The following is a 25,954-nucleotide window of genomic DNA, read 5'->3' on the forward strand; positions in this document are numbered from 1 at the left end:
TACGGGTGTAAAGCCCGCGCTGAACTGTATCTGTAGAGGGTCCTGATGGCTGTACGTCGTCTTGCCAAGGAGCAACCGGCCAGTTTCACCTTTTCGGCGGAAACGCTGGAAAAGGCCAACTGGTGGATTGCCAAATATCCCGAAAGCCGTCGCCAGAGCGCGGTGATCCCGATTCTGTGGCTGGTGCAGAAGCAGGAAGGCTGGGTCTCCGAGCCGGCTATTACCGCTATCGCCAAGCTGCTGGCCATGCCGCAGATTCGCGTCTTCGAAGTGGCAACCTTCTATACGATGTTCATGCTGGAGCCGGTCGGTTCGGCTGCCCTGATCCAGGTCTGCGGCACCACGCCCTGCATGCTGCGCGGCTCCGATGCCCTGATGCATGTCTGCAAGTCAAAGATCGGCCCGAAGGACAAGCTGTCGGCCGATGGCAAATTCACCTGGCAGGAAGTCGAATGCCTGGGCGCCTGCACCAATGCGCCGATGGCCCAGATCAATGACTATTACTACGAAGACCTGACGCCGGAAAACCTGGCCCAGATCATCGATGATTTCGCTGCCGGCAAATCACCGAAGCCCGGTCCTTACAATGGCCGTCATACATCGGAACCGCTGGGCGGCGTGACCTCGCTGACCGATCCGAAGCTTTATGACGGTTCGGCCGCCAAGCCGGTCAAGATTCCGAACTTCCCCGCTCCTGAGGTAAAAGCGTAATGACCCAGACCGTCACAGGCATTCTGCAGGACAAGGACCGCATCTTCACCAACCTCTACGGTTTCCAGGACTGGGGCCTTGAGGGCGCGAAGCAGCGCGGCGCGTGGAATTCGACCAAGGATATCCTGTCGTGCGGACGCGACTGGATCATCACCAACATGAAGAATTCGGGCATGCGCGGCCGTGGCGGCGCCGGTTTCAATACCGGCCTGAAATGGTCCTTCATGCCGAAGGAAGTCAAGGATCGCCCGCACTATCTCGTGGTCAATGCCGACGAATCCGAGCCCGGTACCTGCAAAGACCGCGAAATCATGCGCCACGATCCGCAGCTGCTGATCGAAGGCTGCCTGATCGCCTCGTTCGCCATGCAGGCCCATGCGGCCTATATCTACCTGCGCGGCGAATACGTGCTGGAGCGCGAGCGCATGGAAGCCGCCGTCAAGCAGGCCTATGAGGCCAAGCTGATCGGCAAGAACAATGTCCATGGCTGGGACTTCGACGTCTATATCCATCACGGTGCCGGCGCCTACATCTGCGGCGAGGAAACCGCCCTGCTGGAATCGCTGGAAGGCAAGAAGGGCCAGCCGCGCCTGAAGCCGCCGTTCCCGGCCGGCGCCGGCCTCTATGGCTGCCCGACCACGGTCAACAACGTCGAATCCATCGCTGCCGTCGGTGCCATCCTGCGTCGTGGCGCGGACTGGTTCGCCTCGTTCGGTGCGCCGAACAATGCCGGCACCAAGCTGTTCTGCATTTCGGGCCATGTAGAGCGCCCGTGCAATGTCGAAGAAGCTATGTCGATCCCGTTTCGCCAGCTGATCGAAGCCCACTGTGGCGGCATCCGCGGCGGCTGGGGCAATCTCAAGGCGGTCATCCCCGGCGGTTCGTCGGTGCCGATGATCACGGCCGAGCAGTGCGAAGACCTGCCGATGGATTTCGACTCCCTGCGTAATCTGAAGTCGGGCCTCGGCACGGCGGCGGTTATCGTCATGGATAAGTCGACCGACCTGATCCGCGCCATTTCGCGTCTCAGCTATTTCTACAAGCACGAATCCTGCGGCCAGTGTACGCCGTGCCGCGAAGGCACCGGCTGGATGTGGCGCGTGATGGAGCGAATGGTGAAGGGTGACGCCGATCCGGCGGAAATCGACACCCTGCTGGAAGTGACCACCCAGGTCGAAGGCCATACCATCTGCGCGCTCGGCGACGCGGCGGCCTGGCCGATCCAGGGCCTGATCCGTCACTTCCGCCACGAGATCGAGGACCGGATCACGCTGTACAGGTCGAGCAAGAGTAATTTTGCCGGCCATTCAGTGGCGGCGGAGTAGGGGAGCCATGCGGGGCAAGGTGCTTTCATTCAACGGATCGACAGGCCTCATCAGCGGTGATGACGGCCGGCGCTATACTTTCAGCGTTAGCGATCTGATGGGTGAGACGGTCTATGTCCCGGCGGGGTCCACGGTGGATTTCGAGACGTCGGGTGACAGTGCGGTAAGCATCTATGTCATTGCGACGGCGGTGGGAGAGAAGAACAGGTATGTCGCGGCGATTCTCGCCTGCCCGTTTTTGTTGGGCATGCTGGGTTTGCACAAGTTTTACCTGGGGCGCGTATGGGCTGGCGTGGTTATGCTGGTCGGTACATGCCTGATCATCACCAGTCCGCTGGTGGGGCTTATCGCCTTTATCGAGATGCTGATTTATCTGATCAAGTCTGATCAGAGTTTTTATGAAGACTATGTTGCGGGGAACAAGTCATGGTTCTAGGGCGTGAAACGCTTGTGGAAAACATGATGAAATTCCGTAATTTATTTGCAAATGTTGAGGTGTAACAGGCATGGCTAAGGCAAAAGTCAATGGTGTGGAGGTCGAGTTCGACCCCGGCATGACCGTGCTGCAAGTGGCGGAACTGGCGGGCGAGGAAATTCCCCGTTTCTGCTATCACGAGCGCCTGTCGATCGCCGGCAACTGCCGCATGTGTCTGGTCGAGGTAAAGCCCGGACCGCCGAAGCCGCAGGCGTCGTGTGCGCTGCCGGCCGCCGAGGGCCAGGAAATCTTCACCAACACGCCGATGGTCAAGAAGGCCCGCGAAGGCGTGATGGAATTCCTGCTGATCAATCACCCGCTCGATTGCCCGATCTGTGATCAGGGCGGTGAATGCGACCTGCAGGACCAGTCGGTGGCCTACGGCAAGGGCGACTCTCGCTACGACGAGAACAAGCGCGCCGTCGAGGAAAAGAACCTCGGGCCGACAATCAAGACTTTCATGACCCGCTGCATCCAGTGCACGCGCTGCGTCCGTTTCACCACGGAAGTGGCCGGCGTCACCGAAATGGGCATGATCTCGCGCGGCGAAAATGCCGAAATCACCTCCTATCTGGAACGCTCGGTGTCATCGGAACTGTCCGGCAATGTCAACGACCTGTGCCCGGTCGGCGCCCTGACCCACAAGCCGTGGTCGTTCAACTACCGTCCGTGGGAACTGACCAAGACCGAGACCATCGACGTGCATGACGCCCTGGGGGCGCATATCCGCGTCGATAACCGTGGTCCGGCCGTGCTGCGCGCTCTGCCGCGCCTCAAGGAAGAGATCAACGAGGAATGGCTGACCGACAAGAGCCGCTATGCGGTCGACGGTCTGTCACGCCAGCGCCTTGATAAGCCCTATGTCCGCAAGGACGGCAAGCTGGTGCCCGTGTCGTGGGATGAGGCCCTGACGACGGTCGCTGGCAAAATAAAAGCGACCGATGCCTCGAAGGTCGGTGTCATTGCCGGCGACCTGATCGACGCCGAAGCCATGAAGGCCACCAAGGACCTGTTCTACGGTCTGGGTGTCACCAATCTCGACTGCCGCCAGGAAGGCGCCAAGGTCGGTCCGGTGACACAAGCGACGCCACGTGAGGCCTGGTTGTTCAATTCCGGCATCGCCGGTATCGAGGAGGCCGACGCCATCCTGCTGATCGGCACGGACCTGCGTCACGAAGCCTCGCTGATCAATGCCCGCATCCGCAAGACATGGCTGAAGAGCCAGGTGCAGGTGGCGGTGATCGGCGAGCCGGTCGACCTGACCTATGACTATGCGCATATCGGCGCCGGTCCAAAGGCCCTGAAGGACCTCAAGAAGCACGCTTTCCGCGATGTGCTGAAGAACGCGAAGAAGCCTGCCATCCTGGTTGGCAGCAATGCCATTTCCGGCGCGGACGGCGCGGCCGTCCTGAAGGAAATCGCCATCATCGCCGATGACTACGATGTCGTCCGCGAAGACTGGAACGGTTTCAACATCGTCCATACGGCCGCCTCGCGCGTCGCCGGTCTCGATCTCGGCTTCGTGCCGGTCGGCGAGGCCAAGGACGCGGCGGCCATGCTCAATGGCGGCGTGGACCTGCTGGTCCTGCTCGGTGCCGATGAAATCAATACGTCTGGCCTCGGCAAAACCTTCGTGGTCTATATCGGTTCGCACGGCGATGCCGGTGCTGCCGCCGCCGATGTGGTGCTGCCGGGGGCCGCCTATACCGAGAAGTCGGGCATCTACACCAATCTGGAAGGCCGTGTTCAGATCGCCGAACGCTGCGTCTTCCCGAAGGGCGAGGCCAAGGAAGACTGGGCCATCATCCGCGCCCTGTCCGGCTATGTCGGCCACACCCTGCCTTACGATAACCTGGCGGCCCTGCGCGACAAGCTGATCACCGATCATCCGGTCTTCGGGCGCATCGATGTCCGTCCGGCACCGAAGGCTTTCGATGTGAAAGCGATCGGCGCCAAGGGCGAGATCGCCGACCGCGTCTTCGCTTCACACATTACCGATTTTTATCTGACCAACCCCATCGCCCGCGCCTCCGTGGCCATGGCGGAGTGCTCGGCGGCCCGTAAACCGGCCGTGAGCCTGGCGGCTGAGTAAGGACATACTGACGATGGAAACATTCTGGTCATCGCCTCTGGGCTGGACGATCATCACGGTGGGGGAAACCCTGGCGGTCATCATGGGCGTCATGGTGTCGCTGGCCTTCCTGCTGTGGGGCGACCGCAAGGTGTGGGCGGGCGTGCAGCTGCGCAAGGGCCCCAACGTGGTCGGGCCGTTCGGCCTGATGCAATCCTTCGCCGACTTCTTCAAGTTCCTGTTCAAGGAAGTGGTCATTCCGGCCGGCGCCGACAAGGCGATCTTCCTGCTGGCGCCGCTCCTGACCTTCATCATCGCCTTCCTGGCCTGGGCGGTCATTCCGTTCGCACCGGGCTGGGTGGTGTCGAACATCAATGTCGGCATCCTGTACCTGCTCGGCGTGTCCTCTCTCGGTGTCTACGGCATCATCATGGGCGGCTGGGCCTCGAACTCGAAATATCCCTTCCTCGGCGGCCTGCGTTCGGCGGCCCAGATGGTATCGTATGAAGTCTCGATCGGCTTTATCATCGTCACCGTGATCCTGTTGGCCGGTTCGATGAACCTGTCGGATATCGTCACCGCCCAGGGCGGCGGCATCCTGAACTGGAACTTCCTGGGTGGTGGCAATCAGCTGGGCCTCGGCATTATCAAACTGCCGGTCATGTTCGGCATGATGGTCATGTTCTACATCTCGGCCCTGGCCGAAACCAACCGCCCGCCGTTCGACCTGCCGGACGCGGAATCGGAACTGGTGGCCGGCTATCAGGTCGAATATTCCTCGACCCCGTACCTGCTGTTCATGATCGGCGAATACGCCAACATCGTTCTGATGTGCGCCCTGATCTCGATCCTGTTCTTCGGTGGCTGGGAATTCCCGGTGCCGCTGCCGCTGGCGCATGACAGCCTGCCTTACATCCTGATCAGCCTGCTGACCTTCATCGTCAAGGTGGTGTTCTGGTTCCTGATGTTCGCCATGGCCAAGGCGATTGTGCCGCGCTATCGCTACGATCAGCTGATGCGCCTGGGCTGGAAGGTCTTCTTGCCGCTCTCGCTGGTCGCCGTTCTTGTTATTGCTGGTTACCGCGTCTATGGAGGCGCTCTATGATATCGCGTATTTCCTCCGGCGTTAAAGCCATGTTCTTGCTTGATTTCTGGGGCGCTACTGTCCTGGCCGTCAAGTATATGTTCAAGCCCAAGGCCACGATCAACTATCCCTTCGAAAAGGGGCCGATCAGCCCGCGTTTCCGCGGTGAGCACGCTTTGCGTCGTTATGAAAACGGCGAAGAACGCTGCATCGCCTGCAAGCTGTGCGAAGCCATCTGCCCGGCTCAGGCCATCACCATCGAAGCCGAGCCGCGCGCCGACGGCAGCCGCCGCACCACGCGCTACGACATCGACATGGTAAAGTGCATCTATTGCGGCCTGTGTCAGGAAGCCTGCCCGGTCGACGCCATCGTCGAAGGCCCGAACTTCGAATTCTCGACCGATACCCGCGAAGAACTTCTCTATGACAAGCAACGTCTTCTGGCCAATGGCGATCGCTGGGAACGCGAAATCGCCCGCGCGCTCGAACTCGACGCGCCATACCGTTAAGAGGCACTGAGAGAGACATGACTGTAATCGCAATCGCCTTTTATCTTCTGGCTCTGGTGACCCTGGCTTCGGCCCTGATGGTCATCACTGCCAAGAACCCGGTACACAGCGTGCTGTACCTGATCCTGGCCTTCTTCTCATCGGCGGGCCTGTTCATTCTGATCGGCGCGGAATTCCTCGCCATGTTGCTGGTCGTCGTCTATGTCGGCGCTGTGGCGGTCCTCTTCCTGTTCGTCGTTATGATGCTGGATGTGGATTTCATCAAGCTACGCCAGGGCTTCGCCAACTATCTGCCGATCGGTCTCGTGATCGGTCTCGTGCTGATGGCCGAACTGATTTCGGTCAGTATCGCCATCGCCGGCCACGGCGCCGCCGCCGGCAGCCAGCCTTTGATTGCCACTGCCGCTGAACCGAACATCAAGATGATCGGTCACGCCCTCTATTCGACCTATATCTACCTGTTCGAAGCCGCCGGCTTCGTGCTGCTGGTCGCCATGATCGGCGCCATCGTGCTGACGCTGCGCACCCGCCCGAACGTCAAGCGCCAGGATATTTTCAAGCAGGTCACGCGCCGCCGCAAGGATGCGGTCGAGATCGTGCCCGTCAAGACCGGAGAAGGTATTTCGGAATGACTATAGATCTCGTCCATTATCTCACGGTTTCCGCCATCCTGTTCACTATCGGGGTGCTGGGTATCTTCCTCAACCGCCGCAACGTCATCATCATCCTGATGTCGCTCGAACTGATCCTCCTGTCGACCAACATCAATTTTGTGGCGTTCTCGGCATGCCTGCATAATGTCCAGGGCCAGATCATGGCCATGTTCGTTCTGACCGTCGCCGCGGCCGAAGCCGCCGTCGGTCTCGCCATCCTCGTGACCTTCTTCCGTAATCGCGGCGATATCGCCGTCGATGACGCCAGCATGATGAAAGGATAAGCATCGTGCTCACCGTTCACGCCGCCGCCGAAGCCACCCAAAGCCTGGCTACCTTAAGCCCTGGGTCTTCCGGCATGGCCACTCTTGTTACCCTTTGCGTGTTCGCACCGATCGTCGGTGCGGCCATTGCCGGCTTCTTCGGCCGCCGCATCGGCAATATCCCGTCGCAGCTGGTGACCACCGGCCTGCTGTTCGTCGCCTGCGCCTGTGGCTGGTATACCTTCATCCAGCACACCTGGGGCGGCATGGCCGATTTCACGGTCCAAGTCCTGCCGTTCATCAATATCGGTGATTTCCATTCGGCCTGGTCGATCCGCATCGACGCCCTGTCGTCGACCATGCTGATCGTCGTGACCTCGGTCTCCTCGCTGGTTCACCTCTATAGCTGGGGCTATATGAGCGAGGACCCGTCGCGTCCGCGCTTCTTCAGCTATCTGTCGCTGTTCACCTTCGCCATGCTGATGCTGGTGACCGCCGCCGATTTCATGCAGCTGTTCTTCGGCTGGGAAGGGGTGGGCCTGGCCTCGTACCTGCTGATCGGCTTCTGGTTCAACAAGGAAAGCGCCTCATCGGCCGCCATCAAGGCCTTTGTCGTCAACCGCGTCGGTGACTTCGGCTTCGCGCTTGGTATTATGACAGTCTTCTGGCAGTTCGGCACAATCAACTTCCACGAACTGTTCCCGATGATCGCCGCCCACCAGGGCCAGACCTGGGAATTCCTCGGCCAGTCCTTTTCGGCCCTCGATCTAGCCGCCTTCCTGCTGTTCATCGGCGCCATGGGCAAGTCGGCGCAGTTCTTCCTGCACACCTGGCTGCCGGACGCCATGGAAGGCCCGACGCCGGTTTCGGCTCTGATTCACGCCGCCACCATGGTCACCGCCGGTGTCTATATGGTGTGCTTGCTGTCGCCGCTGTTCGAATATGCCCCGGTCGCAAAGACCATCGTCGCCTACATTGGTGCCATCACGGCCATCTTCGCCGCTTCGATCGGCTTCACGCAGAACGACATCAAGCGCGTCATCGCCTATTCGACCTGTTCGCAGCTCGGCTACATGTTCTTTGCCGCAGGGGTAGGGGCCTATCAGGCCGCCATGTTCCACCTGTTCACGCACGCCTTCTTCAAGGCCCTGCTGTTCCTGGGCGCCGGTTCGGTGATCCACGGCATGCACCACGAGCAGGACATGCGCAAGATGGGCGGCCTGTGGAAGTATCTGCCGATCACCTACGGCGTCATGACCATTGGCACCATCGCCATTACCGGCCTTGGTATTCCGGAAACCCAGTTCGGTTTCGCCGGCTTCTTCTCGAAGGACGCGATCATCGAATCCGCCTGGGCCGCGCATAACACCCCGCAGGGCATGTTCGCCTTCTGCATGGGTATCGCTGCCGCGCTCCTGACCTCCTTCTATTCGTGGCGCCTGATTGCCATGACCTTCCACGGCAAGAAGCACTGGGAACACGCGCATGATGACCACCATCATGAAGTCATCGATGGGCACGATGCCTCCGAACCGGCACATAATGACCATGCTCATGCCCATGATGACCATGCGCACGACGATCATCATGGTCATGGCCACGACCATACGCCGCATGAAAGCCCCTGGGTTATGCTGGTGCCGATCTGCCTGCTGGCCTTCGGCGCCGTCTTCGCCGGTGTGATCTTCGCGCCTTACTTCATCGGTGCGCACGCCCATGAGTTCTGGGGGCACGCCATCTTCACGGCGCCGACCAACCACATCATGCACGAAGCGCACGAAATCGAGGAAATGTGGGTCAAGCTCGCACCTCTGGCCGTGACCCTGATCGGCATGGCGCTGGCCTGGTACTTCTATATCGTCAATCCGAAGCTGCCGAAAAAGATGGCCGCCAATGATGGCCCGGTCTACAACTTCCTGTACCACAAGTGGTATTTCGATGAGATCTATCAGGCGACCTTCGTCAAGCTGACCAAGGTTCTGGGCGATGTCTTCTGGAAGGTGCTCGATATCAAGATCATCGATAACCTCGGCCCGAACGGTGCCGCCTGGACCGCGCTGAAGTCGGCCAAAAACCTGGTGAAGACCCAGACCGGTTATGTTTATCACTACGCATTCGCTATGTTCCTCGGCGTTGTGGGATTGTTGTCCTACGTCCTGTTCTGGGCTCACTAAGGGGAGATGGATTTTAAAATGATACCCGCTATCCCCAATCTTCTGAGCATCATCACCTTTGCGCCCCTGTTCGGCGCGGCGGTGATCGGCATCTTGCGCGCCATGGCCCGCAAGGATGACGAGGCTGTCATGGCCCGGAACGCCAAATGGATCAGCCTGTGGACCACGCTGATCACCCTGGTCCTGTCCGTCGTCATGCTGGCCGGTTTCGACCACAGCAAGGCCGGTTACCAGTTTGAAGAACATTATCAATGGTTTGGACCGATCTCCTACCACATGGGCGTTGACGGCATCTCGATCCTGTTCGTCCTTCTGACGGCCTTCCTGATGCCCCTGTGTATCCTGGCCTCGTGGGAATCGATCAAGGAACGCATCACCGAATACATGATCGCCTTCCTGCTGCTGGAAACCCTGGTCATCGGTGTTTTCACCTCGCTCGACCTGTTCCTGTTCTACATCTTCTTCGAAGGCGGCCTGGTCCCGATGTTCCTGATCATCGGTATCTGGGGCGGCAAAGACCGTATCTACGCGTCCTACAAGTTCTTCCTTTATACGCTTCTGGGCTCGGTCCTGATGCTGGCGGCCATGCTGTATATGGTCAGCGTTGCCGGCACCGCCGATATTCCGGCCCTGTCGCAGTTCGCCTTCGCCCGTGAAGTCCAGCCCTTCCTGTGGTTCGCCTTCTTCGCCTCGTTTGCGGTCAAGATGCCGATGTGGCCGGTCCACACCTGGCTGCCGGACGCTCACGTTCAGGCGCCGACCGCCGGTTCGGTCATGCTGGCCGGTATCCTGCTGAAGCTCGGCGGCTACGGTTTCATCCGTTTCAACCTGCCGATGTTCCCTTATGCGTCGCAGATGTTCGCGCCCCTGGTCATGATCCTATCGGTCATCGCCATTGTCGTGACCTCGCTGATCGCCTTCCGCCAGACCGACATCAAGAAGCTGATCGCCTATTCATCGGTCGCCCACATGGGCTTCGTCACCATGGGTATCTTCGCCGGCAACGCCCTGGGCGTGCAGGGCGCCGTCTTCCAGATGATCAGCCACGGCCTCATCTCCGGCGCGCTCTTCCTCTGCGTCGGCGTCGTCTACGATCGCTGGCACACCCGCGAGATCGCCTTCTACGGCGGCCTGACCAAGCTGATGCCGCATTACGCCTTCGTCTTCCTGCTGTTCACCATGGCCAATGTCGGCCTGCCGGGCACGTCTGGCTTCATCGGTGAAATCACCACCATGACCGGCGCTTACAAGTGGGGCACCTGGGTAGCCTTCGTGGCGACCACCGGCGTCATCTTCTCGGCCGTCTATGCGCTCACCCTCTACAAGCGTGTGATGTTCGGCGAGGTGCATAACCCGGAACTGAAGAAATATCCCGACCTGTCGGCGCGCGAGATCATCCTTTTCGTGCCGCTGATCGCGGGTACGATTGCGCTGGGCGTCTATCCGGCCTTCGTATTTGACATTACCACTGCCAGCGTTGATACGGTCGTCGCGACCTATCAGTCGATCATCGGCGGATAAAGGACGAGACACATTATGGACTTTCATCTCGCTCTAAACCTGGCCCTGCCCGAAGCGATCCTGGCGATCTCTTCGCTGCTGATCCTCGTCTTCGGCGCGTTCCGCGGTGACAAGGGCATGATCTCGGTCAGCGCCCTCTGCGGGGTGGCCCTGATCGCTGCGGCCTTCGCCGCCGCCTTCGGACATCAGGGCTCGGCCTTCGCCGGCGCCTTTGTTGTCGATGGCGTGGCCCTGTTCGCCAAGGTCGTCATCTATATCGCCGCTGTCTTCATCATCGTTCTGGGGCAGGGCTATTTCGACCGCGTCGGCGGCGCCCGCTTCGAATTCCCGATCCTGATCACCCTGGCCGCGCTCGGCATGAGCATGATGGTCTCTGCCGGTGATCTGATCTCGCTGTATGTCGGCCTGGAAATGCAGTCCCTGGCGCTCTATGTGCTCGCTGCCTTCCGCCGCGACGACGCCAAGTCGTCCGAAGCCGGCCTGAAGTACTTTGTTCTAGGCGCCCTGTCGTCCGGTCTGCTGCTCTACGGCGCCTCGCTGGTCTACGGTTTCGCCGGTTCGATGAACTTCCACGACATCGCCCAATCGGCCACCACCAATGCCAATGTCGGCCTGATCTTCGGCCTGGTCTTTGTCATTGCCGCCTTTGCCTTCAAGGTCTCTGCCGCACCGTTCCATATGTGGACCCCGGACGTCTATGAAGGCGCGCCCACCCCGGTCGTCGCTTTCGCTGCCGGCGCCCCCAAGTTCGCCGCCATGGTTCTGCTGGCCCGCGTGCTGCAGACCGGCTTTGGCCATGAAACCTGGCAGTGGCAGCAGGTCCTGCTGGTCGTCTCGGTTCTGTCCTTCGTTGTTGGCGCCCTTGGCGGCCTGATGCAAAAGGACATCAAGCGCCTGCTGGCCTATTCGTCGATCGCCAATATGGGCTATGCTTTGCTGGCCATTGCCGCCGGCAATGTCGGTGTCGCGCCCCTGCTGATGTTCTTCGTACTCTACATGGTCGATACGCTGGGTCTGTTCACCGTTCAGATGGCCCTCAGCCGTAAAGGCGAGCCGGTCACCAAGATCGATCAACTGGCCGGCCTGGCCAAGGTCAACATGCCGATGACCATTGTCATCACCATCCTGGCCCTGTCGGTGCTCGGCATGCCGCCGTTCGGAGGCTTCTGGGCGAAGTACTTCGTTTTCGGCGCCGCCATCACCGCGCACCTGTGGTGGTTTGCCGCCGCCGGTCTGGTCGCCTCGGTCGTGGCCGCCTTCTACTACCTGCGTATCCTTAAGCTTATGTGGTTCGATGCGCCGGTCGGTGAGATGGACAAGACCCCGTTGGAAGCCCGCTGGATCGCCTATGCCGCCGCCGCCTTCTCGTTCCCGGTCGTGATCGCCTTCCTGATCTACGCCTGGCCGGTGGCGCAATCGGCCGCGCAGGGCTTCGGCCAGTAAAAGACATTGCGTGACCCCGGGCGTGACCCGGCCGGGTTGCGCGACTGTTCTCCTGATGCGCCTTTGATTCCAGAGGCGCATCTTTGCTTTTGGGATAGTGCTTGTGGCCGATTTCGAAATCTTCGACTCTCTTTCGTCAACTCAGGATCTGAGCCTGGCCCGGCTGCGTGCTGGGCGGGAAGGGGCCGGCTGGATACTGGCGAAGGAGCAGACCAAGGGTGTTGGCCGTCACGGCAAGTCTTGGGTCGGCACCAAGGGCAATTTCATGGCTTCGCGCTGGGAGACCATGGAACTGGATGTCCGTCGCGCCCCGCAGCTGTCCTTCGTTACGGCCCTGGCCGTCTATGAGATGCTGCGTCCGCTGGTGCCGGATACCGACCAATCCATGCGCATCAAGTGGCCGAACGATATCCTGCATCGTGGCCGCAAGCTGTGCGGCATACTGGTCCAGACCGAGGCGACCGAAACACCGGGCCATCTCGGTGTCGTTATCGGCATCGGCATGAACCTGCGTGTGGCGCCGATTCTGGAAGGCTACCTGACCGTGGCGCTGAAGGAGATCAGCCCGGAAGCCAAAAATCTCGATCCGGTGGCTCTGTTGCACAAGCTGAATGGCCACCTCGATGGCGTGCTTGATCTGTGGCGCCGTTCGGATTTCAATGATATCGCCAAGGCGTGGCTTAAGCGCGCCTATGGAGTTGATCGTCTGGTCAACGTCACGCACGAAGGCGCCACCCTGACCGGCCGTATAGACGGCCTTGATGAGTTCGGCGGGTTGAAGATCAGGGCGGCGGACGGTCAGGTCTATACCGTCACCGGCGGCGATATCACATATGGAGATCTGGTCCATGCTTCTGGCGATTGAACAAGGTAATACCAATACGCTGTTCGCCATCCATGACGGCTTGGCCCGTGACGGCAGCGGCTGGATCGCTCAGTGGCGTGTGGCCACCGAAAGCACGCGCACGGCCGATGAATACGCCGCCTGGCTCCACCAGCTGATGCAGATGCAGGGGCTGGATTTCAAAGCAATTGACGATTGCATCATCTCTTCGGTCGTGCCGCAGTCGCTGTTCAACCTGCGCAAGCTGGCCCAGCGCTATCTGGTCGGCAACCGCCAGCCCTATATTGTCGGCGAAAATACCCACCTCGGCATCGAGGTCCGCATCGATAAGCCGCGCGAAGCCGGCGCCGACCGCCTGGTCAATGCCGTCGGCGGCCATATGAGCTATTCGGGCCCGCTGATCATCATCGATTCCGGCACGGCCACCACTTTCGATGTCGTCGGCGCCGATGGTGGCTATGAAGGCGGGGCGATTGCCCCCGGCATCAACCTGTCCCTGCAGGCCCTGCACCAGGCAGCGGCCAAGCTGCCGCGCATTGCCATCGAAAAACCGGCCCGCCGGATCGGCAAGGATACGGTCAGCGCCATGCAGTCCGGCATCTTCTGGGGCTATATCGGCCTGATCGAGTACATGATTGCCTCCATCCAGGCCGAATATGGGCAAAAGATGACGGTTATCGCCACAGGCGGGGTTGCGTCCCTGTTTGAAGGGGCTACAGACAGGATCGATCATTTCGACCACGACCTGACCCTGCGTGGCCTGCTCGAAATCTACAAGCGGACGCTCGCTGAAGCCGCCGCAACCCGAACGGCATAAAGAACAAGATGAAAAAGCACAAAGACGAACTGGTGTTCCTGCCTCTGGGCGGATCGAACGAAATCGGCATGAACCTGAACCTCTACGGGTTCGGCCCGGCGGATAACCGGCAATGGATCATTGTCGATGTCGGTGTCACCTTCGGTGACCTGACGACGCCGGGGATCGAGGTGATCGTGCCCGATCCCGAATTCCTGATCGGCGAAAACATTCTCGGCATCGTGTTGACCCATGCCCACGAGGACCATATCGGCGCCATAGGGTGGCTGTGGGAAAAGATCAAGGCGCCGGTCTTCGCCACGCCCTTCACCGCCTATCTGGTGCGCGAGAAGCTACGCGAGGCCGGCGTTGAGGATTTTGATCTCACCGAGGTGCCGCTCAATGGCAAGGTGGCGCTCGGGCCGTTCGATATCGACTATATTACGCTCACGCACTCGATCGCCGAGCCGAACGGCCTGGCCATCCGTACCGAACTGGGCACGGTTTTCCATACCGGCGACTGGAAATTCGACGAGGCGCCGATCACCGGCAGCCCGACCGATATTCCCGCCATTCGCAAGCTGGGCGACGAAGGCCTGCTGGCCATGGTCTGCGATTCGACCAATGTCTTTGTTGAGGGCCGCGCCGGTTCCGAAGATGATGTCCGCATCGAACTGACAAAGGTCATCAAAGGCCTTAAAAAACGCGTCGCCGTTGCCTGCTTTGCCTCGAATGTGGCGCGGGTCGATTCCGTCATGCGCGCCGCCATGGAAGCCGGCCGCAAGGTCTGCCTGGTCGGCCGTTCGATGCACCGCATCACCGCTGCGGCCCGTCATGTCGGGCTGCTGGCTGGTGTCCCGGAGCCGGTGACCGAAGGCGAAGCCCAGCACCTGAAGGCCAATGAGGTGCTCTATCTCTGCACAGGTTCACAGGGTGAGCCGCGCGCCGCTTTGTCGCGCATCGCCGATGGCAATCATCCGCTCGTCAAACTTAAGGAAGGCGATGCCTGCGTCTTCTCCTCGCGCGTCATTCCCGGCAATGAAATCTCGATCCGTTCCCTGCAGAACCGCCTGTCGGACCTGGGCGTCGAGATCCATACCGAGCGCGACCATCCCGGCATCCACGTTTCCGGCCATCCGTGCCGCGATGAGCTCAAGGAAATGTATGCCCTGGCGCGTCCGCGCGTCGCCGTGCCGACCCATGGCGAACGCCGCCACCTGCTGAAGCACGCGGCCCTGGCCGAGGAATGCGGTGTGGAGGAGCATATCACGCCGCACAATGGCGAGATGGTGCGTCTGGCGCCGGGTCTGGCCGAGATTGTTGATGAGGTGCCGTCGGGCCGCCTGTTCGTCGATGGCGGCCATTTGGTGCCGGAGGCTTCCGATGCCCTGCGCGAACGCCGCCATGCCGCCCATAACGGCATGATGTTCGTCGCCTTCGCGCTCGATGGCAAGAACCGCCTGTCCTCCATCGTTGAGGTGCGTGGGCTGGGCCTGGCCTATGAGGACGACGACATCATCTCCGACCAGCTGGAAGCCATTTGCAACAGCGTCGAGAAGGCGATCAAGGCTATGCCGACCGAAACGCGGGAAGATGACGAAGCCGTCGAAACCCTGGTGGCGCGGATCGTCAAGAAGGCGGCCCAGGCGATCTGGGGACGCCGCCCGATCGTCGAAACCATCATTCTGCGCACCTGAAACGGTTTCGTGCGGCAAGGGATTTTTGCGGTTCGCCTCACCGGTGAGCCGCTTTTACCATTGAGATCAGTGCATTAACATTAGTCAATGTTGATTATTTTGATTCTGGAGTTTGGCTCTATCCGGTAAAAATCGGCTATATTCGGTTAGTGCGTTGAATTATTAAAGAATAATTTCTGGAAGTGATAAAATCAATGTTGATTTTATCACTTCGTAAAGCCTGAGAAAATGGCCAGTTAGTGCGTTGAAATTTCTTAACTAATTTCCGTTCTCAGATTAACGCACCAGGCGAAAAATCATGACTTGACCATGACGTAAGAGCCAGGCGCGTCCATCAAGGGTTTGAGCTTGCCATTGGCCGGGTCGCGTGCCGGCACCATTTTGCCGGCGCGTTCATTGAGCCAGCCGGCCCAGTGGGGCCACCAGGAACCGGGGTGCTCCACGGCGGTGTCGATCCATTCCTTCAGTGTATCGGGATGGGCTTCATTGAGCCAGTGCATGTACTTCTTCGCGTCCGGCGGATTGACGACGCCGGCAATATGGCCGGAACCCGCCAGCATGAAGGTCACCGGACCGCCGAACAGCTTCGAGCCCTTATAGACCGAGCCGGGCGGGGCGATATGATCCTCGCGTCCTGCCTGTTCATAGATCGGGATCGTCACCTTCTTCAGGTCGATATCGACTCCGGCCAAGGTGAGTTTGTGATTGGTCAGCGCGTTTTCGCCATAGAACTTGCGCAGGTAGAACATGTGCAGCGCCTTGGGCATCCGCGTCTGATCGGCGTTCCAGCACAAGAGGTCGAAAGGCGTCAGCTCCTTGCCCAGCAGGTAGTTATTGACGAAGAAGGACCAGACCAGATCATTGGCGCGCAAGGAATTGAAGGTATCGGCCATGGCCGAGCCGGGCAGGACACCACCGGCGGCATCCATCTGGCGCTCCAGCTCCTTCAGCCAGGTTTCGCTTGTGAACAGCAAGAGATCGCCGGCTTCGGAAAAATCGTGCTGCGCGGTGAAGAAGGTAGCCGATGAAATCGTCCGGTCGCCCTTGGCCGCCATGTGGGCGAGGGCGCAGCCGAGCAGGGTGCCACCGATGCAGTAGCCCACGGCATTGACCGACTTCGCGCCGGTCTGCTCGATCACCTTCTGCACAGCCTCATAGACCCCGCCGAACAGGTAATCCTCGAAGGTCGTGTCCTTCATCGAGGCATCGGGATTGACCCAGGCGACGAGGAAGACGGAAAAGCCCTGGTCGACCAGCCACTTGATCAGCGAATTCTTGCTCTGCAGGTCGAGAATATAGAACTTGTTGATCCACGGCGGGAAGATCAGCAGTGGAATGTCGCGCACCTGTTCCGTGGTCGGGCTGTATTGCAGCAGCTCGAAATAAGGCCCGCGATAGATGACCTTGCCGGGCGTGGTGGCGACATTACGTCCAACAACGAAACTGTCGGTATCGGCCTGGCTGATCTTCAGCTTTCCATCGCCGCGCGCCATGTCATCGGCGAAACGTTCCATGCCCTTGACCAGGCTTTCCCCGCTGGTCTCCACCAGGGCTTTGAGCGCGGCCGGATTGGAGAACAGGAAGTTGGACGGTGACATGGCATCGGTCAGCAGCTTGGTGAAAAACTCCGCCCGGCGCTTGACCATCGGGTCGATGCCCTCGGCGCTGCTGATCAGCTTGTTGATCCAGTTCGATGACAGCAGGTAGGATTGCCGCATCATGTCAAACATGATGTTTTCCTGCCAATGCGGATCGGCAAAGCGCTTATCTGCCGATTTGCCGCCCGGCGCCGCTTCTGTGCCAAGAGTTCGGCGGGTCATCTTGCCCCACAGTTCCATATAGCCCGTCAGGAGCTCGCTTTGTGCCTCGACCAGCTTGTCCGGCTTCTGAGCCAGGGAATTCATGACTTCTGTCATGGCCGGCCCGACCTGGAAGGGATCGCCGGGCAGGGCGCTACTGTCACCTTGCGCGAAAACCGTCTTTGCCAAGGCGCTCTGGGCGGTCATTGCCGCCTTGGCGATATTGACCGACAGGGCTTCCATCTTGCGCAGGGTATCGTTGTCGAAGGCGGGCGGCTCGGGCGTCTCGATCGGAGGCGGGACAAATGGCTTTTCAGGCGCTACCGGCTTCGTTGCCGCCTTTTTGACAGGTGCTGCCTTCAGCGCGGGCGCTTTTCTGCTTGCCTTTTCAGGAGTCCTCTCTGCCGCCGTCGCTTTTGGCTTTGCGGCGACCTTGGTCACCGGGGTGGCGGTACTCGGAGCGGCTTTGCGCGGTGTTTTGGTCATGAGCGATTCCCGGCTATTCTGGTGCCCGTGTCTACACTGGCCGCCCTTGGGTTCGGAGGTCAAGCCGTCTAAAATTATATTTCACTGCACCGGATTTTGCTTGTCTTGGTCATATCCCTGCCGGTATTTTATGTTACCCATGAGGACAAGTCAGGATTGTGAACGCTGATTTCCTCCCTCGAACCGTCGCCCTATGGAGCGCATTGCGTTGAAAAAAAGCTATCTGCTGCGTTTGCCGGCGTCTGTTCTCGTGTTGGCCCTGGCCTCGGGCGCGACTCACCTGTGGGCGCAGACTACGGATGCAGCGCCTCAAGCGACTTCCGAGACCGCTCCCCAGGCAACGCCCGAAACTCTACCCCCAACGTCTCCCGAGCCCGCAGCCCAGACAACCGCTCAGGCAAATCTGGATACCATGCCCAAATGGTCCGAATTTCCGGTTCCGCCCACGGATGTGCCGACGGCCCGGGAAATCAAGGCCCAGGTTCATGCCACCAAGACCAAGGGCAAGCAGTTGAAGGCGGAAGTCGCTGCTCTTGTCTGGGACGATACGGTTGCCGAGACATTCGCGGCGGATGCAAAAAGCCGCATTGATCCGGCACAGGCTGGGCCGATCGATACCGATCTTACCCCGGCCCAGATCGATGCCATGGCGGCTGACTTGCGCAAACGTGGCGCCGCGCCCCCGCCTATAAAATAATCCGGCGGTTGGATATCCACACTCGGCAACAGGGACCGGGTGACGCCAGCCAAGCCACCCTCAAAAAAAGAAGAAGAAAATGCCAGAAACAGCGGATTTCACCAAGGACGCCCGGCCCAGGGCCGCACGCGATTTCGACCTGAGCCTCGATATCGTTCGGGTGGCGGAAGAAGCCGCCATCGCCTGCCATGCTCATGTCGGTGGCGGCGATGAACGCGCGGCCGATCAGGCAGCGGTCGATGCCATGCGCAATGCGCTCAACGCCATAGAAATGGACGGCCGCATCGTCATCGGCGAGGGGGATCGGGATGAAACGCCCATGCTCTACATCGGTGAATCGGTCGGCACCGGCAAGGGACCGGCCATCGATATTGCGCTCGATCCGCTCGAGGGTACAACCCTGGCCGCCAAGGCCATGGCCAATGCCCTGGCGGTGATCGCCTTTGCGCCGCGTGGCGGTATGCTGCATGCGCCCGATACCTATATGGAAAAGCTGGCCATCGGGCCCGGTTATCCGGAAGGCGTGGTGGATCTCGACTGGACGCCGGAAGAAAATGTCCGCTCCCTGGCGAAAGCCAAGGGTGTGGCGCCTTCGGAAATCGTGGCCTGCGTGCTCGACCGACCGCGTCACGATGCCATCATCACCGGCCTGCGTAAGGCCGGGGCACGCGTCCACCTTATCACCGATGGCGATGTGGCCGGTGTAATCCATACCGCCCAGCCGGAAACCGGCATCGACATATATATGGGGCAGGGCGGCGCGCCGGAAGGTGTGCTGGCCTGTGCTGCGCTGAAATGCGTCGGCGGTCAGTTCCAGGGACGCCTGGTGTTCCGCAATGCCGACGAGCGCAGCCGTGCCGCCCGTTTGGGCGTGACCGATTTCGACCGCAAATACACGCTCAACGACCTGGTTAGTTCCGATGCCGTTTTCATCGCCACCGGTATAACCCACGGCACGCTGTTGCGTGGCGTTCAAAAGGAAACCAATGTGCGCGGCGACGGCTTCGTCACCACCGAAAGCCTTGTCATGATTTCCAAAACTCATACGGTGCGCCGTCTTTCCATGCGCCGCCCGCTGGTGAAGGCCTGACATGGATACAGGCGCGCCCCTGAAACCCGCAGTCGACGTGCCGCCCTATCTCGGCGTCACGGCCTCTCTGAGCGGCCGGATGTGGCGCGAGCGCGTGGCCGCCAATGGTGTTTCTGCGGAAAGCCTGCGCGAGATTACCCACCGCCTGGCTCTGATGAATGTCGCCGAGAGCGATTTCGTCGAACCGTTGGCTCGTTTTGCCGCCGGGCGCGGAATAACGTCGGACACCTTGCAGGACTTCATTTTCCCGACATTGAAGGCGCTTTTTCCTGAACCGTCAGCCTTCATGGACATGGATAAGGCGGTGACCGCCATGCTCGATGCTCTGAAGCGCAAGGCGAAGATCAGCATTTTCGCCGACTACGATGTCGACGGCGCCACCAGTGCGGCGCAGCTGGTGCGTTGGTTCCGTCACATGGGCCACGAGCTGGATGTCTATGTCCCCGATCGCCTGACGGAAGGCTATGGCCCCTCCAATGCGGCCTTCGATACCCTCAAACGTCAGGGGACCGACCTCGTCATCACGGTTGATTGCGGCGCGATGGCGCACAAGGCGCTCGATCATGCCGCGGATATAGGCCTCGATGTCGTTGTGATCGACCACCACCTGATGCGCGAGGAGCCGCCGCGTGCGCTGGCTGTTGTCAACCCGAACCGGCCCGGTTGCGGCTCGGCACAGGGTAATCTGGCAGCCGCGGGCGTGGTGTTTGTCGTACTCGCGGGATTGAACCGCGAAGCGGAAAAGCGTGGCCTGTTTACGGATCGGGCAAAGCCGGACCTTCGCCAGTGGCTGGATCTATCGGCGCTCGGCGCCATCTGTGACGTCACGGCCCTGACCGGCTTCAACCGCGCCCTGGCGGCGCAGGGGCTGAAGATCATGTCGCAGCGCAAGAATGCCGGCATCAACGCCCTGATGACCGTGGCAGGTGACAAGTCGTCCGCCGTGAGCCTGATGAGCACCTTCCATTCCGGTTTCGTCATCGGCCCGCGCATCAACGCCGGCGGGCGGGTCGGGCGTTCCGATCTCGGCGTTCGCCTGCTGTCGACCGATGATGCCGACGAGGCTGCCGGGTTGGCTCAGGAACTCGACGCGCTCAACCATACCCGGCGCGATATCGAGGCTCAGGTGCTGGAAGAGGCGGTGCAGGTAGCGGAAACGCAAGGGCTCTGGCCCAGCGAGGACCCGGTCATCGTCGTGGCGCGCGAGGACTGGCATCCGGGCGTGATTGGCATTGTGGCGGGGCGTCTGCGCGAACGCTGGCACAAGCCGGTGGTCATAATCGGTATCGATCCGGTCAGCGGCATGGGCAAGGGATCGGGCCGGTCGCAAGCCGGAATTAATCTGGGGGAGGCGGTGGGCGCCGCTTTCGAGGCGGGGATTTTGCTCTCTGGTGGCGGTCATGCCATGGCGGCGGGCTTAAGCGTTGAGCGCGAGCGAATCGGCGAGCTGCGCCGGTTTATCAATGACTATGTTTCCAGCCATGTTGCGGAAGCCGATCTGATCGAGACCGTCGATGTCGACGCCATCCTGAGCGTGCGCGCGGCCACACGGGCCCTCTATGATTGCTTCGATCTGCTGGCGCCTTATGGGCAGGGTAATCCGGAACCCCTTCTGGCCTTCAGCTCGGTACGAGTCGGATTCGCGCAAGTAATGAAGGGCGGACATGTCCGCTTCGAGTTGAATGACGATACCGGCGCGAAGCTGAAGGGAATCATGTGGCGGGCAGAGGGTACAGCCATAGGTGACGCCTTGCTGCGTCCTGCGGGTCTGATTCACGTCTTGGGGCGCCTGAAAGCCGATGACTATATGGGGCGGCGAGGGGTTCAACTGGAAATTGAGGATGTGGCCCTGGCCTGACAGGTCACGAAGATCGTTAAAGAAATAAAATAAAAATAGCGCTTGCATAGATAAGGGAGAACGGTTACCAAGCGCACCTCCTGAACGCGGTCCCTTCGTCTATCGGTTAGGACGTCAGGTTTTCAACCTGAAAAGAGGGGTTCGACTCCCCTAGGGACTGCCACAGGGCTTGCTTTTTTCAGCCTAAATTTATCGTTCGCGGGCCTGTTTGGATGTGCCCTGCTGACTTATCCACAGAAAATTACCGTTTGGTAACGTTCTCACGTGGTCGCGTGATCACAAAAGTACTCGCCTAAAACGATTTTCTAGCGTATTTTCTCAATCCATACGAATATTTTCTCTTTTTTGCCTCCCAAATTGAGATATCCGTGTTATTATAAATGGTGTCACTTGCTAGTACATGGCGACATGGGTGAGGATATATGAGTTTGTTTGATTACAATAAGAGCGAAGTCGACGAGTTAGTATCGATCTCAGGGCACGTAAAATGGTTTGACGCTGCCAAGGGTTATGGCTTCATCGTACCGCAGGACCCGACATTGACCGGTATGCGGGATGTTCTGCTTCACATTTCCAGCCTTCGCGATCAGGGACGTGACAGCGCCCATGAAGGAGCGAAGATCAGCTGCAAGATTGCCAAGCGTGCCAAGGGCTGGCAGGTTATCGAAATAGACGACCTGGATGCCGCGGCCGATGTCGGTCATGCGATTGCACGATCGGATTCACCCGGCCTGCGCGCGTCGCGTTCGGTGCCGGAAGGGGTTCGGGTCGGTGATCTGGAAGCCGCCACGATCAAGTGGTTCAACCGCACCAAGGGCTATGGCTTCGTTGTTCGCGGCAATGACCCGACGGATATCTTCATCCATATCGAGACACTGCGTCGATATGGCCTGGAAGATGTCCAGCAGGGCGATACCATCATGGTACGCTTTGGCGAAGGTCCCAAGGGGCTTGTCGTCACCGAGGTCCATCCCCGGGCCCTGGTATAAAAACTTAAAGCCAGATCAGGTTTTCATGAAAAGCGCCGACGGGTAACCGCCGGCGTTTTTCGCATGTCACACGTGCTCTGGGTTATCCACGTTTTTATGGTGATGGGGCGCGGTGAAAGCGATAAAACTCAGCGGCTTGGCGTTTTTTCCTGTTTTGAGGGCTTGCGGACGCGAAGCGAAAGTGGCATGAAGCGCGCCTCTCAGCCAGTGCTCATCTGATCCTGGCCGGGCGACGGGGTGTAGCGCAGCCTGGTAGCGCAGCTGTTTTGGGTGCAGCAGGTCGGAGGTTCGAATCCTCTCGCCCCGACCAGCACATCGGCGTGAAAGCCTGTGGTGGGAAATTTATAGTGTCGGGGCGTAGCGCAGCCTGGTAGCGCGCCTGCTTCGGGAGCAGGAGGCCGGAGGTTCGAATCCTCTCGCCCCGACCATTAAAAAAGCCGGTCCCATAAGGACCGGCTTTTTTAATGCTTTGAGCCGGGAGACGCGAACTGCCTTGTTACCGCTTAGCACAGTGAAGACAGTTTTCTTGCCCCGACAAAAAATGTACCACGCAGGGCGAGTGGCTGTATTGTCTTTCTTATAGGTTTGGTAGTAACAGACAAGGAGCGTACGGGCCAACGAATCCGTACGGCCTGCTTTCCGCGCGCTTTTAATCCGAAAAGTGCGTTACACTTTTCGGAAGCGCTTCAGGAGACGACGATGTTTGCGCGTATTTTCAAGCCCGCCAAGACCGCCATGCAATCCGGCCGCGGCAAGACTCACGACTGGATTCTGGAGTTCGAACCCAAGTCGGCGCGCACCCCGGACCCGCTAATGGGCTGGACATCCTCCGCCGATACCGATGCGCAGGTCCGCCTGACTTTCGAGACCAAGGACCAGGCCATGGCCTTCGCCGAGCACCACGGTATTCCGTACCGCCTCGTTGAGCCCGAATTGCCGCCGAAGATCATCAAGGCCTATGCCGACAATTTCGCCTACGGCCGCAGACAAAGCTGGACGCACTAGCCCTTTCGGGTTTCAGGCTCCGTAGCTCAACTGGATAGAGCATCCGCCTTCTAAGCGGACGGTTACAGGTTCGAGCCCTGTCGGAGTCGCCACCTGCGCGCCATCAGGCCGTCTCAACCTCGGTGTCCAGGCTTGCCTGACCCCATTCTGCCCAGGAGCCGTCATAAAGCCGCGTATCCTTGTGGCCGGTTTCATAAAGCGCCAGGCTGATAATGGCGGCCGTCACGCCCGAACCGCAGGTCGTGACGATGTCAGCCCCATCTACCACGCCATGATCGCGCAAAATATCTTCAAGTTCGGCCCTCGGCTTCAATGTCCCGCCGCTGATCAGCTCACCGAACGGCAGGCTTCGGCCGCCGGGCATATGACCTGACCGCAGTCCGGCGCGTGGTTCTGGCACAGTGCCGGCAAAGCGGCCTGCCGGGCGGGCATCCAGAACAACAGATTCCCCCTTTTTCAGCACGGTTCGCAGTTCTTCCAGACCCATGGCCATTTCAGGTGTCGGATGAGGGGGGTAGGTCACGTGCGACGGCGTCTCCACAGTGTCCGTGACAGGCAATCCCTCTGCCTGCCAGGCGGGCAGGCCGCCGCGCAGCACCTGCACCTTGTCATGGCCCATCAGTTTGAAGGTCCACCACACCCGTGCCGCTGAAAACAAGCCCTGGCGATCATAGATGACGACATGGTCCGTCGCCGAAACGCCCATCTGCCCCACGGCATCGGCGAATTGGGCCGGTGAGGGCGCCATGTGTGGTAGGGGACTGCTTCGATCGCTGATCGCTTCCAGATCGAAGAAAACGGCGCCGGGAATATGGGACTGGCCGTAAAGCGCCTTCATGTCGGTGCCGTCCAGCGCCCAGCTACCATCGATAATCCTGACGGCCTGCCGGTCGCTCAGCGCCTTCAGGCAGCCGGGTTCTATCTGCGCGCTCATTCCTCGTCTCCGTGCCGATACATGTCATCGCTGCGCCGCTTATAGGTTGCAAGTGCCCGCTCGCGGGCAAGGGCGTGATCGACGATCGGTTGTGTATAGTCAGGGATATGATGTGATTTGTCTACCTTTTCAGCTGGATCACGCGACTTCTTCATGTGGGCAAGTCGCATATCATCCTGTGCATAACCTGGTATATATCTGGCGCGATATTGCCCCTTGGGGTCAAATTTCTCGGCCTGGGTGATCGGGTTGAAGATGCGGAAATAGGGGGCGGCATCTGCCCCGCAACCCGCCACCCATTGCCAGCTCGCCGGATTATTGGCCGGATCGGCATCGAGCAGGCAATCCCAGAACCATTGCTCGCCGCGGCGCCAGTCGATCAGCAGGTGCTTGACCAGAAAGGAGGCGGCGACCATGCGTACGCGGTTGTGCATATAGCCGGTCTGCCAGAGCTCGCGCATCCCGGCATCGACCATCGGATAGCCGGTTTCGCCCCGGCACCAGGCGCCAAAGCCGGCGTCGTCGTCGCGCCATTCGAAGCTATCGAAATCGCGCTTGAAATTGACCCGATCGAGTCGCGGTTGTTGCGCCAGCAGGCCATAGGAAAACTCGCGCCACGCCAGTTCGGCTCGGAACTTGTCAGCACCCACCGTCAGTTCTTGGTCGGCTTCAACCGCCTTTGCCGTCTCGAACAGAATGCGCTGCGGGCTGATTTCGCCAAAACGCAGATGCGGCGACAAATGGGAGGTAAGGTCAAGATCTGGCCGGTCCCGATCCTCGGCATAGGTCTTGAGATGATTTTTCAGGAATGACCGTAAGCGGCCGCGCGCGCCAGCTTCTCCCGGTTTGAAACCATCGAACCCCGCGGCCCAGTCCTTGCCGGAGGGGGTAGGCTTTGGTTCCAGACCGAGCGCCTCCAGCGCCAGTCCTTGGGGCCATCGGTCGGGCGTGGACCATTCGCCGGTTACAGGTGCGGAATTCAGCCGCACATCGCAAATTCCAGACGCCTGCAGGGCCTTGTAGAAGGGCGTAAAGACACGAAACGGCTGGCCCGCCTGCGTGGTCAGGCTGTTCGGCAGGGTGAGCAGGGTGGTGTTGTGCCTGTGCAGTTCCGCGCCGATATCCGCCAGCGCTTCGCTCAGATGCCGGTCATGAACCTCAGTTTCTGGATCAAAAGTGTGGGAGCAAATAATTGTTCTAGCTTTGAATTCTTGCGCCAGTCCGGCCAGAATGATCTGAGCATTGCCGCGCTCTATGATCAGCCGCGACCCGCGTCCGCGCAGGTCCGAGCCCAGCGCTGCGAGTGACCGGTGCAACCACCATTTCGACGCCGCACCCAGCGGCCTTGTGGCGGTGTTTTCATCCCAGATATAGACGGGCAGGACAGGCTGGCCGCTGGCTAGGGCTGCCGCCACGCCGGCATGGTCATGCAGGCGCAGGTCAGAACGGAACCAGAGAATGACAGGTGGTTTTGCGTCGTGTTTTTCCATCATATACTCAAAAGGACGCTTGCCTGTTCAGGTGCTCTTG

At 59.9% G+C, this 25,954-nt stretch carries 22 protein-coding genes and 4 tRNA genes; 23 read left to right on the plus strand and 3 right to left on the minus strand.

Annotated elements, in window-relative coordinates:
• Positions 1 to 45: 45 nt before the first annotated feature.
• The 14 genes from nuoE (at position 46) to QM647_RS09095 (ending at position 15,566) form a co-directional block, all read left to right on the plus strand.
• On the plus strand, positions 46 to 711 hold the full coding sequence (gene nuoE, locus QM647_RS09030; protein WP_414995174.1) for an NADH-quinone oxidoreductase subunit NuoE: 666 nt from the start codon (positions 46 to 48) through the stop codon (positions 709 to 711).
• The gene (nuoF, locus tag QM647_RS09035) at positions 711 to 2,036 is read left to right on the plus strand and encodes an NADH-quinone oxidoreductase subunit NuoF (protein ID WP_414995175.1); all 1,326 of its coding nucleotides are present in this window, start codon (positions 711 to 713) and stop codon (positions 2,034 to 2,036) included. The genes nuoE and nuoF overlap by 1 nt, the downstream gene beginning before the upstream one ends.
• A 7-nt stretch (positions 2,037 to 2,043) precedes the next feature.
• The gene (locus tag QM647_RS09040) at positions 2,044 to 2,472 is read left to right on the plus strand and encodes a TM2 domain-containing protein (protein ID WP_414995176.1); all 429 of its coding nucleotides are present in this window, start codon (positions 2,044 to 2,046) and stop codon (positions 2,470 to 2,472) included.
• A 70-nt stretch (positions 2,473 to 2,542) separates the two neighbouring features.
• Entirely contained in the window at positions 2,543 to 4,603 is a 2,061-nt protein-coding gene (nuoG, locus tag QM647_RS09045; protein WP_414995177.1) for an NADH-quinone oxidoreductase subunit NuoG, read from the plus strand.
• A gap of 13 nt (positions 4,604 to 4,616) precedes the next feature.
• Positions 4,617 to 5,687, plus strand: coding sequence for an NADH-quinone oxidoreductase subunit NuoH (gene nuoH / locus QM647_RS09050; RefSeq protein ID WP_414995178.1), 1,071 nt, complete (start codon positions 4,617 to 4,619; stop codon positions 5,685 to 5,687).
• Positions 5,684 to 6,175 (plus strand): NADH-quinone oxidoreductase subunit NuoI, encoded by a 492-nt coding sequence (gene nuoI, locus QM647_RS09055; RefSeq protein ID WP_414995179.1) that lies wholly within the window; start codon positions 5,684 to 5,686, stop codon positions 6,173 to 6,175. The genes nuoH and nuoI overlap by 4 nt, the downstream gene beginning before the upstream one ends.
• A gap of 17 nt (positions 6,176 to 6,192) precedes the next feature.
• Positions 6,193 to 6,807 carry an NADH-quinone oxidoreductase subunit J gene (locus QM647_RS09060; protein ID WP_414995180.1) on the plus strand — a complete coding sequence of 205 codons (615 nt, stop codon included), beginning with the start codon at positions 6,193 to 6,195 and terminating at the stop codon, positions 6,805 to 6,807.
• Positions 6,804 to 7,112, plus strand: a complete 309-nt coding sequence (gene nuoK, locus QM647_RS09065; RefSeq protein WP_414995181.1) for an NADH-quinone oxidoreductase subunit NuoK — start codon at positions 6,804 to 6,806, stop codon at positions 7,110 to 7,112. The genes QM647_RS09060 and nuoK overlap by 4 nt, the downstream gene beginning before the upstream one ends.
• Positions 7,113 to 7,186: 74 nt before the next feature.
• Positions 7,187 to 9,265 (plus strand): NADH-quinone oxidoreductase subunit L, encoded by a 2,079-nt coding sequence (gene nuoL / locus QM647_RS09070; protein ID WP_414995227.1) that lies wholly within the window; start codon positions 7,187 to 7,189, stop codon positions 9,263 to 9,265.
• Between the two features lie 18 nt (positions 9,266 to 9,283).
• Complete coding sequence (locus tag QM647_RS09075; protein ID WP_414995182.1) at positions 9,284 to 10,786, plus strand: NADH-quinone oxidoreductase subunit M; 1,503 nt, start codon at positions 9,284 to 9,286, stop codon at positions 10,784 to 10,786.
• Between the two features lie 15 nt (positions 10,787 to 10,801).
• Positions 10,802 to 12,229: an NADH-quinone oxidoreductase subunit NuoN gene (nuoN, locus tag QM647_RS09080; protein WP_414995183.1), complete on the plus strand. Its 1,428-nt coding sequence runs from the start codon at positions 10,802 to 10,804 to the stop codon at positions 12,227 to 12,229.
• Between the two features lie 103 nt (positions 12,230 to 12,332).
• Positions 12,333 to 13,094: a biotin--[acetyl-CoA-carboxylase] ligase gene (locus tag QM647_RS09085; protein ID WP_414995184.1), complete on the plus strand. Its 762-nt coding sequence runs from the start codon at positions 12,333 to 12,335 to the stop codon at positions 13,092 to 13,094.
• Positions 13,078 to 13,890: a type III pantothenate kinase gene (locus QM647_RS09090; RefSeq protein WP_414995185.1), complete on the plus strand. Its 813-nt coding sequence runs from the start codon at positions 13,078 to 13,080 to the stop codon at positions 13,888 to 13,890. The genes QM647_RS09085 and QM647_RS09090 overlap by 17 nt, the downstream gene beginning before the upstream one ends.
• A gap of 8 nt (positions 13,891 to 13,898) precedes the next feature.
• Positions 13,899 to 15,566 (plus strand): ribonuclease J, encoded by a 1,668-nt coding sequence (locus QM647_RS09095; protein ID WP_414995186.1) that lies wholly within the window; start codon positions 13,899 to 13,901, stop codon positions 15,564 to 15,566.
• Between the two features lie 296 nt (positions 15,567 to 15,862).
• Here the strand turns inward: QM647_RS09095 and phaC are convergent, their stop codons facing one another.
• Complete coding sequence (gene phaC / locus QM647_RS09100; protein ID WP_414995187.1) at positions 15,863 to 17,851, minus strand: class I poly(R)-hydroxyalkanoic acid synthase; 1,989 nt, start codon at positions 17,849 to 17,851, stop codon at positions 15,863 to 15,865.
• Positions 17,852 to 18,059: 208 nt separating this feature from the next.
• Between phaC and QM647_RS09105 the strand changes: the two genes are divergently transcribed.
• The 9 genes from QM647_RS09105 to QM647_RS09145 all read left to right on the plus strand — a co-directional run bounded on the left by QM647_RS09105 (position 18,060) and on the right by QM647_RS09145 (position 23,582).
• Positions 18,060 to 18,548, plus strand: a complete 489-nt coding sequence (locus QM647_RS09105) for a hypothetical protein (protein WP_414995188.1) — start codon at positions 18,060 to 18,062, stop codon at positions 18,546 to 18,548.
• Between the two features lie 79 nt (positions 18,549 to 18,627).
• Positions 18,628 to 19,638, plus strand: a complete 1,011-nt coding sequence (gene glpX, locus QM647_RS09110) for a class II fructose-bisphosphatase (protein ID WP_414995189.1) — start codon at positions 18,628 to 18,630, stop codon at positions 19,636 to 19,638.
• Between the two features lies 1 nt (position 19,639).
• Positions 19,640 to 21,496, plus strand: coding sequence for a single-stranded-DNA-specific exonuclease RecJ (gene recJ, locus QM647_RS09115; protein WP_414995190.1), 1,857 nt, complete (start codon positions 19,640 to 19,642; stop codon positions 21,494 to 21,496).
• 88 nt (positions 21,497 to 21,584) lie between these two features.
• Positions 21,585 to 21,659 (plus strand) — tRNA-Glu (locus QM647_RS09120).
• 259 nt (positions 21,660 to 21,918) lie between these two features.
• On the plus strand, positions 21,919 to 22,485 hold the full coding sequence (locus QM647_RS09125) for a cold-shock protein (RefSeq protein WP_414995191.1): 567 nt from the start codon (positions 21,919 to 21,921) through the stop codon (positions 22,483 to 22,485).
• Between the two features lie 233 nt (positions 22,486 to 22,718).
• A tRNA-Pro gene (locus QM647_RS09130) sits at positions 22,719 to 22,795 on the plus strand.
• A 41-nt stretch (positions 22,796 to 22,836) separates the two neighbouring features.
• Positions 22,837 to 22,913, plus strand: a tRNA-Pro gene (locus QM647_RS09135).
• Between the two features lie 271 nt (positions 22,914 to 23,184).
• On the plus strand, positions 23,185 to 23,490 hold the full coding sequence (locus tag QM647_RS09140; protein WP_414995192.1) for an ETC complex I subunit: 306 nt from the start codon (positions 23,185 to 23,187) through the stop codon (positions 23,488 to 23,490).
• A gap of 15 nt (positions 23,491 to 23,505) precedes the next feature.
• Positions 23,506 to 23,582 (plus strand) — tRNA-Arg (locus QM647_RS09145).
• Between the two features lie 11 nt (positions 23,583 to 23,593).
• On the opposite strand, the gene sseA is transcribed toward QM647_RS09145, so the two are convergent.
• Entirely contained in the window at positions 23,594 to 24,424 is an 831-nt protein-coding gene (sseA, locus tag QM647_RS09150; protein WP_414995193.1) for a 3-mercaptopyruvate sulfurtransferase, read from the minus strand.
• Positions 24,421 to 25,914: a cryptochrome/photolyase family protein gene (locus QM647_RS09155; protein ID WP_414995194.1), complete on the minus strand. Its 1,494-nt coding sequence runs from the start codon at positions 25,912 to 25,914 to the stop codon at positions 24,421 to 24,423. The genes sseA and QM647_RS09155 overlap by 4 nt, the downstream gene beginning before the upstream one ends.
• Between the last annotated feature and the right edge of the window lie 40 nt (positions 25,915 to 25,954).

The organism is Asticcacaulis sp., from assembly GCF_047605585.1.
In the GTDB taxonomy this organism is placed as follows: domain Bacteria; phylum Pseudomonadota; class Alphaproteobacteria; order Caulobacterales; family Caulobacteraceae; genus Asticcacaulis.

Coding starts and splice junctions, on each gene's coding strand:
- nuoE (WP_414995174.1), top strand. CDS start 46: ATGGCTGTACGTCGTCTTGCCAAGGAGCAACCGGCCAGTTTCACCTTT.
- nuoF (WP_414995175.1), top strand. CDS start 711: ATGACCCAGACCGTCACAGGCATTCTGCAGGACAAGGACCGCATCTTC.
- QM647_RS09040 (WP_414995176.1), top strand. CDS start 2,044: ATGCGGGGCAAGGTGCTTTCATTCAACGGATCGACAGGCCTCATCAGC.
- nuoG (WP_414995177.1), top strand. CDS start 2,543: ATGGCTAAGGCAAAAGTCAATGGTGTGGAGGTCGAGTTCGACCCCGGC.
- nuoH (WP_414995178.1), top strand. CDS start 4,617: ATGGAAACATTCTGGTCATCGCCTCTGGGCTGGACGATCATCACGGTG.
- nuoI (WP_414995179.1), top strand. CDS start 5,684: ATGATATCGCGTATTTCCTCCGGCGTTAAAGCCATGTTCTTGCTTGAT.
- QM647_RS09060 (WP_414995180.1), top strand. CDS start 6,193: ATGACTGTAATCGCAATCGCCTTTTATCTTCTGGCTCTGGTGACCCTG.
- nuoK (WP_414995181.1), top strand. CDS start 6,804: ATGACTATAGATCTCGTCCATTATCTCACGGTTTCCGCCATCCTGTTC.
- nuoL (WP_414995227.1), top strand. CDS start 7,187: ATGGCCACTCTTGTTACCCTTTGCGTGTTCGCACCGATCGTCGGTGCG.
- QM647_RS09075 (WP_414995182.1), top strand. CDS start 9,284: ATGATACCCGCTATCCCCAATCTTCTGAGCATCATCACCTTTGCGCCC.
- nuoN (WP_414995183.1), top strand. CDS start 10,802: ATGGACTTTCATCTCGCTCTAAACCTGGCCCTGCCCGAAGCGATCCTG.
- QM647_RS09090 (WP_414995185.1), top strand. CDS start 13,078: ATGCTTCTGGCGATTGAACAAGGTAATACCAATACGCTGTTCGCCATC.
- QM647_RS09095 (WP_414995186.1), top strand. CDS start 13,899: ATGAAAAAGCACAAAGACGAACTGGTGTTCCTGCCTCTGGGCGGATCG.
- phaC (WP_414995187.1), bottom strand. CDS start 17,851: ATGACCAAAACACCGCGCAAAGCCGCTCCGAGTACCGCCACCCCGGTG.
- glpX (WP_414995189.1), top strand. CDS start 18,628: ATGCCAGAAACAGCGGATTTCACCAAGGACGCCCGGCCCAGGGCCGCA.
- recJ (WP_414995190.1), top strand. CDS start 19,640: ATGGATACAGGCGCGCCCCTGAAACCCGCAGTCGACGTGCCGCCCTAT.
- QM647_RS09125 (WP_414995191.1), top strand. CDS start 21,919: ATGAGTTTGTTTGATTACAATAAGAGCGAAGTCGACGAGTTAGTATCG.
- QM647_RS09140 (WP_414995192.1), top strand. CDS start 23,185: ATGTTTGCGCGTATTTTCAAGCCCGCCAAGACCGCCATGCAATCCGGC.
- sseA (WP_414995193.1), bottom strand. CDS start 24,424: ATGAGCGCGCAGATAGAACCCGGCTGCCTGAAGGCGCTGAGCGACCGG.
- QM647_RS09155 (WP_414995194.1), bottom strand. CDS start 25,914: ATGGAAAAACACGACGCAAAACCACCTGTCATTCTCTGGTTCCGTTCT.